Raw genomic sequence first — 6,396 nt, forward strand, 5'->3', positions numbered from 1 at the left:
GTCGTCGTAGCGCGCGTCGCGGTCGCCCACCGCGGGCTCGACCGGACCGCCCTCGTAGGCCCACGAGCCCTGGTCGTAGTGCCGTTTCTCGGTGTCCAGACCGGAGAACACCCCGGCCAGGTCCTCGGTGTCGCGGAAGTCCTCACCGACCAGCGTCGCGGCGTTGGTGTACGCGAGCACGAACTCGCGGAAATCCTTGCCCTCGGTGAGCACGTGATTGATGACACCGCCGAGGAAGGCGATGTCCGATCCGGCCCGGATCGGCACGTGCAGATCGGCCAACGCACTCGTGCGGGTGAACCGGGGGTCCACGTGGATCACGGTCGCACCACGCTTCTTCGCCTCCATGACCCACTGGAAGCCCACCGGATGCGCCTCGGCGTAGTTCGAACCCTGGATCACGATGCAGTCGGAATGCTGGAGATCCTGCATGAACATGGTCGCGCCACCGCGGCCGAACGTGGTCCCCAGACCCGCGACCGTCGAGCTGTGACACACCCGGGCCTGGTTCTCCACCTGGACCACGCCCAGGCCCGTGAACAGCTTCTTGATCAGGTAGTTCTCCTCGTTGTCCAGCGTCGCCCCGCCCAGACTGGCGATGCCGAGCGTGCGGGCGACACGTTTGTCCTCGTGTTCCCACTGCCACGTGTCCCGGCGGGTGCGCACGACGCGCTCGGCGACCATGCGCATCGCGGTGTCCAGGTCGAGTTCGCTCCAGTCGCTCGCGTACGGCGCGCGATACAAGACCTTGTCCCGGCGGGCCGAGCCCGTGGTGAGCTGAAGCGTCGCCGAGCCCTTGGGACACAGCCGACCGCGACTGATCGGCGAATCGGCGTCGCCCTCGATCTGGACGACCCGCTCGTCCTTGACGTAGACGTCCTGTCCGCAGCCCACCGCGCAGTACGGGCACACCGACTTGACCACCCGATCGGCGTCGGCGATGCGCGGGCGCAACTCGGCGGTCCGCGCCGATCGGGCCGCGGCGCCGCGCCCGAGCCGGTCGGCTCCGGCCACCTGGCGCCGGACCGGCCACTCGCGCAGCCACGTTCGTGGGTCCACGTCAACTCCCTGCGGATTCCGGGGCACCGACCCGAGGGCCACTACCCGGGGCGACGGCGGGCATGCCGGCGGCGCGCCGGGGATGGGAGTCGGCCGTCGGGGTAACCGACCCCGCACGCCGACCCCAGGAGGAGGAAGCCGTGAAACCCACCGACGCACTGGCCGAGTACCACCGCCGGCGCGACTTCGCCAAGACGGCCGAACCAGAGGGCGCCGACGCGTCGGCGGCGGCCGAGCGACCCGCGTTCGTGGTGCAGATCCACGACGCGACCGCCATGCACTTCGACTTCCGCCTCGAGGTGGACGGTGTCCTGAAGTCCTGGGCCGTGCCGAAGGGACCGTCCCGGGATCCCCACGACAAGCGGCTGGCGATGCCCACGGAGGACCATCCGTTGGAGTACCGCGAGTTCGAGGGCGTCATCGCGCGGGGCGAGTACGGCGCGGGCGCGGTGATCATCTGGGACGAGGGCACCTTCGGCAATCTCTCCACCGACCGCGACGGCCACGAGATCCCGTTCGCCGACGCGTTGGACCGCGGGCACGCCTCGTTTCGGCTCAGCGGCAGCAAACTGCGCGGCGGCTACGCCCTCACCCGCATCCACGGCGACCGCGACCGCAACGGCGACCGCAAGCCGTGGCTCCTGGTCAAGCGCGCCGACACCGGCGTCGCCGGCGGGCACCATCCGGTCGATCCGCGTCGGGCCCGCTCCGTACGCACCGGCCGCACGCTCCGACAGGTCGTCGCCGATGCGGCCGATGGGAGGACCCGATGACCACGACCAAGCGCATCCGGGCAGGCGGCCGCACCGTCGAGATCAGCCGCCCGGACAAGGTGATGTTCCCGGCGGACGGCTTCACCAAGGCCGATGTGGCGCATTACTACCGCACGATCGCCCCGCGGATGCTCCCGCAACTGCGCGGACGCCCGCTCATGTTGGAGCGCCGGCCGGACGGCATCGACGGCACGATGTTCATGCAGAAGGACGTCCCCGAGTACTTCCCCGACTGGGTCCATCGGGCCGAACTGCCCAAGGAGGGCGGCACCGTCACCTACCCGATCTGCGACGGGGCCGCGACCCTGGTCTATCTCGCCGGCCAGGCATGCCTGACCCCGCATCGCTTCCTGTCCAAGGCCGACCGCCCGGACCATCCCGACCGCGTGGTCTTCGACCTCGACCCGAGCGGCGACGAGTTCGAACCGGCGCGCCGGACCGCGCTGCTGCTGCGCGCGTTGCTGGAGGACGAACTGGGCCTGCCGTCCCTGGTGATGACGACCGGCTCTCGCGGCCTGCACGTCCTGGTACCGCTGGATCGGAGCGCCCCCTTCGCGCAGACCCGCGCCTTCGCCCACGAGGTCGCCGACCTGCTCGCCACCCGACACCCCGACCGACTCACCACCGCGGCACGCAAACAGGCCCGCGAGGGCCGCCTCTACCTCGACGTCCAACGCAACGCCTACGCCCAGACGGCCGTCGCGCCGTACGCCGTCCGTGCGCTCCCCGGCGCGCCCGTCGCCGCCCCCTGCTCGTGGGCCGACGTCGAGGACCCGACCCTCACCGCCCGCCGCTGGGACATCACCACCGTCGACACACTCCTCGACCACGACGCGTGGCGCCCGACCCCCCGCGGCCGGTCCCTCCGAGCGGCCCACCGGCGCCTCGACGCCCTCACCCGCCGCGCGTGACCGATCGCGAGCGGTGCACGATCCCGCCGCGTCGTCGGTGCATCGGCCGTCGACAACGGCGCGATCGCAGCCGAGGACCGGGACCGTTACGCCGAACGGGTCCTCGTCGATCCGCCGGCCGGGCGCGTCGGGTCGTGCGGCGAACCGCGCGGGGGCCGGGTGCCCGGCGAGCGGTCAGACTGGGTGCATGACCGGTGATCGCTATGAGGGTCCGGCCACGGTGACGACCGAGACCGCGCGCGTGGTGGTGGAGGCGCGCCTGCGCCGCGAGCCCGACGGCGTGTGGCACGGACGCGTGTGGACCGACGACACCACGGTCGACCTGGCGCTGACCCTCGGGCAGGCCGTGACCCGGATGCTGTGGATCGGCGACTGCGCCTCCTCTTTCACGGTGGACCGCGTCCTCGACCGAAACGCGCATGTCACCGGTGCCGGGCACGCCCCCTTTTGAGGGGACGGCGGGCAACGTTCGTCGGCCGCGCGTACGGGCAGCCGAAGAACACACCAGGACGGACGATCGAAAGGGTTGAGCGCCGTGGTTCGCAGGGATCGGATCGCCGAACCGTGGGGCAGCCGGACGCCGTACGGCCCCGGTGAGCGTTGGCCGGTGCGGGTGGACACCTACCTGGCCGACGGCCTCACTTCCGAGCAGGTCGATCGATGGGTGCCGACGGCGTCGATTCTGCACTCGAACGGCGACGCGATGGACATCGCCGTCAAGGACGACCGCATCGTGGGCGTGCGAGGTCGTTCGGGAGACCGGGTCAACCACGGTCGGCTGGACCCCAAGGACCTGTACGGCTGGCAGGCCAACGCCTCCGCCGATCGCTTGACCCGGCCGCTGGTTCGTCGCGGCGGTCGACTGGTGGAGTGTGACTGGGACACCGCGATGGGCGTGATCGTCGACCGCACCCGCGTGCTGCTGGACGAGCAGGGCCCCAGCGCGATCGGCTTCTACACCAGCGGGCAACTCTTCGCGGAGGAGTACTACACCCTCGGCGTGATCGCCCATGCCGGCATCGGCACCAATCATCTCGACGGAAACACGCGACTGTGCACGGCCACGGCGGCAGCGGCCCTGAAGGAGTCGTTCGCGTGCGACGGGCAACCCGGCTCCTACTCCGATGTCGACCACGCCGACGTGATCGCCCTGTTCGGCCACAACATGGCCGAAACGCAAAGCGTGCTGTGGACCAGGATCCTCGATCGACTCGCCGGTCCCCGCCCGCCCGCGATCGTGTGCGTCGACCCGCGAAACACGCCGGTCGCCCGCGTCGCCACCGTGCACCTGGCGCCCAGGCCCGGCACCAACGTGGCCCTGCTGAACGCCCTGTTGCACGAGATCATCGCGCACGACCGAGTCGACCACGACTACCTAGAACACCACGTCGTCGGCTTCGACGAACTCCGCGACCGGGTCCGGGAGTACCCGCCGGAGCGCGCCGCCGAGATCTGCGACGTACCCGCCGAGCGGATCCGCGAGGCGGCGCGCGTCCTCGGCGGGGCACGAAGGTTGCTGTCGACGGTGCTCCAGGGCTTCTACCAGTCGCACCAGGCCACAGCCGCCGCCGTCCAGGTCAACAACCTGCACCTGGTGCGCGGCATGCTCGGCAAACCGGGCTGCGGGGTCATGCAGATGAACGGCCAACCCACCGCGCAGAACACCCGTGAGTGCGGCGCCGACGGCGACCTGCCCGGCTTTCGAAACTGGGCCAACGACGCACACGTGCACGACCTCGCCCGGATCTGGAACGTCGAACCGGCCGACATCCCCCACTACGCGCCACCCACCCACGCCATGCAGATGATCCGCTACGTCGAGGACGGCTCGATCCGCATGCTGTGGGTCAGTGCCACCAACCCCGCCGTCTCCCTGCCGGAACTTCGGCGGATCCGTTCGGTGCTGTCCCAGGAAAGGCTCTTCCTCGTGGTACAGGACCTCTTCCTCACCGAGACCGCGGACCTGGCCGACGTCGTGCTGCCCGCCGCGACCTGGGCGGAGAAGACCGGCACGTTCACCAACGCCGACCGTACCGTCCACCTGTCGGAGAAGGCCGTCGAACCTCCCGGCGAAGCCCGCCCCGACCTGGACATCTTCCTCGACTACGCACGCCGGCTCGACCTGCGGGACAAGGACGGGCAGGCGCTGGTGACGTGGCACGATCCGGAGTCGGCCTTCGACGCGTGGCGCGAGTGCAGCCGAGGCCGCCCGTGCGACTACACCGGCATCACCTACGCGAAACTGCGCGAGCGCGGCGGCATCCAGTGGCCCTGCAACGACGAGAACCCGGACGGGACCGAACGCCTGTACGCGGACGGGAAGTTCTGGAGCGAACCCGACTACTGCGAGAGTTACGGCCGCGATCTGCTCACCGGGGCGCCGCTGGAGCCGACCGAGTACAAGGCGATGAACCCCACCGGCAAGGCCGTGATCAAGGCCGCCGCCCATCAGCCGCCCCACGAACCCCCCACCCCGGAATTCCCGTACGTCCTGACCACCGGCCGTACCCTGTTCCACTTCCACACCCGCACCAAGACCGCCCGCGCGCCCCAACTGTGCGACGCGGCCCCCGACGTGTGGGTCGAGTGCTCCGCCGGCGACGCCGCCGCCGAGGGGCTCGGTGAAGGCGACGAGGTCGAGGTGAGCACACCGCGCGGGAGCGTACGGGCACGCCTGCGGGTCAGCGGGATCCGGGACGGCGTGCTCTTTTTGCCCTTCCACTACGGCTACTGGGACCACGACCCGGGAGACGAACCGGACGGCAAGGGACGCGCCGCCAACGAACTCACCCTCACCGACTGGGACCCCGCCTCCAAACAACCGATCTTCAAGACCGCGGCGGCGGCCATGCGCCTGATCCAGGTGGGCAACGGCCCCGCTCCCGCGCCCACCAACACGGCGTCCGCCCCCGTGACCGACGCAGTGCCCGCGACCGCGGGCGGGCCGACCGCCCGGGCCGACGAAGACCTCGACGCACCGACGCCCAGGGACGCGCGATGAAAATCGGCCTGCTCCTGAAGGAGCTGCACCGCGACGAGAACGATCTCGCCCGCGAACTGCTGGGCGCCGCCGAGCGGCACCGGGTCGACCACGAGATCTACCACCTCGGCCGCGACCTGGCCGGCTGGTCACAGGACCACGTCCGCGTCCTGGCCGGCCTCGGGGAACGCTTCGGCGTGCGCCTCGACCCCCAGCCGGCGGCCGAGCAGGGCGCGGGGGAGCGGCTGCGGGAGAAGGCCGGCGAACTTCTGGGACGCCGCCCCCAGACCGCGCTGTTGCTGCTGCGGGACCTGCGCGAGGTGTACGTCAAGGCGTCGGGGGTCTCGGTCGACTGGGAGATGCTCGGCCAGGCGGCACAGGGAATCAAGGACGGCGACCTCTTGGCGGCGGTCCGCACGTGTCACCCCGACACGCTGCGCCAGATCCGGTGGGCCAACGGGAAACTGAAGGAATCCGCCACCCAGATCCTGGTCGGCTGACACCGCGAGACGCGCGGCACCGGCCGCTCGTTCCGCCCTTCCCTCCTTCTTCCCTCGTTCCCTTTCCTCGTCGGCCTCCTTCGTCCCTTCGCCCGTTCGACTCGACGCTCGTCAGACGGTGTCCGGGGTCGAGGTGTCGGGGGTGATCGTTCGGATCAGGGTGCGGGCGAGGG

The 6,396-nt window shown here is 70.7% G+C and carries 6 protein-coding genes; 5 read left to right on the top strand and 1 reads right to left on the bottom strand.

The features are described 5' to 3' along the window. A partial coding sequence (locus GT354_RS09310; RefSeq protein ID WP_161355797.1) for a molybdopterin-dependent oxidoreductase occupies positions 1-1,059 on the bottom strand: 1,059 nt, incomplete at its 3' end. Positions 1,060-1,199: 140 nt separating this feature from the next. Here GT354_RS09310 and GT354_RS09315 point away from each other — a divergent pair. The 5 genes from GT354_RS09315 (at position 1,200) to GT354_RS09335 (ending at position 6,223) form a co-directional block, all read left to right on the top strand. Next, entirely contained in the window at positions 1,200-1,832 is a 633-nt protein-coding gene (locus tag GT354_RS09315) for a DNA polymerase ligase N-terminal domain-containing protein (RefSeq protein WP_161355798.1), read from the top strand. Further along, positions 1,829-2,743, top strand: coding sequence for a non-homologous end-joining DNA ligase (gene ligD / locus GT354_RS09320; protein ID WP_161355799.1), 915 nt, complete (start codon positions 1,829-1,831; stop codon positions 2,741-2,743). Before GT354_RS09315 ends, ligD begins: the two co-directional genes overlap by 4 nt. A 187-nt stretch (positions 2,744-2,930) precedes the next feature. Further along, positions 2,931-3,194: a hypothetical protein gene (locus GT354_RS09325; RefSeq protein WP_161355800.1), complete on the top strand. Its 264-nt coding sequence runs from the start codon at positions 2,931-2,933 to the stop codon at positions 3,192-3,194. 84 nt (positions 3,195-3,278) lie between these two features. Further along, the gene (locus GT354_RS09330; protein WP_161355802.1) at positions 3,279-5,744 is read left to right on the top strand and encodes a nitrate reductase; all 2,466 of its coding nucleotides are present in this window, start codon (positions 3,279-3,281) and stop codon (positions 5,742-5,744) included. Then, a complete protein-coding gene (locus tag GT354_RS09335) occupies positions 5,741-6,223 on the top strand; it encodes a hypothetical protein (RefSeq protein WP_161355801.1) in 483 nt (160 codons plus the stop codon). The genes GT354_RS09330 and GT354_RS09335 overlap by 4 nt, the downstream gene beginning before the upstream one ends. Positions 6,224-6,396: the final 173 nt, after the last annotated feature.

The sequence above is a fragment of the Streptomyces sp. SID3343 genome (assembly GCF_009865215.1).
Lineage (GTDB): Bacteria > Actinomycetota > Actinomycetes > Streptomycetales > Streptomycetaceae > Embleya.

Coding starts and splice junctions, on each gene's coding strand:
- GT354_RS09335 (WP_161355801.1), top strand. CDS start 5,741: ATGAAAATCGGCCTGCTCCTGAAGGAGCTGCACCGCGACGAGAACGAT.
- ligD (WP_161355799.1), top strand. CDS start 1,829: ATGACCACGACCAAGCGCATCCGGGCAGGCGGCCGCACCGTCGAGATC.
- GT354_RS09325 (WP_161355800.1), top strand. CDS start 2,931: ATGACCGGTGATCGCTATGAGGGTCCGGCCACGGTGACGACCGAGACC.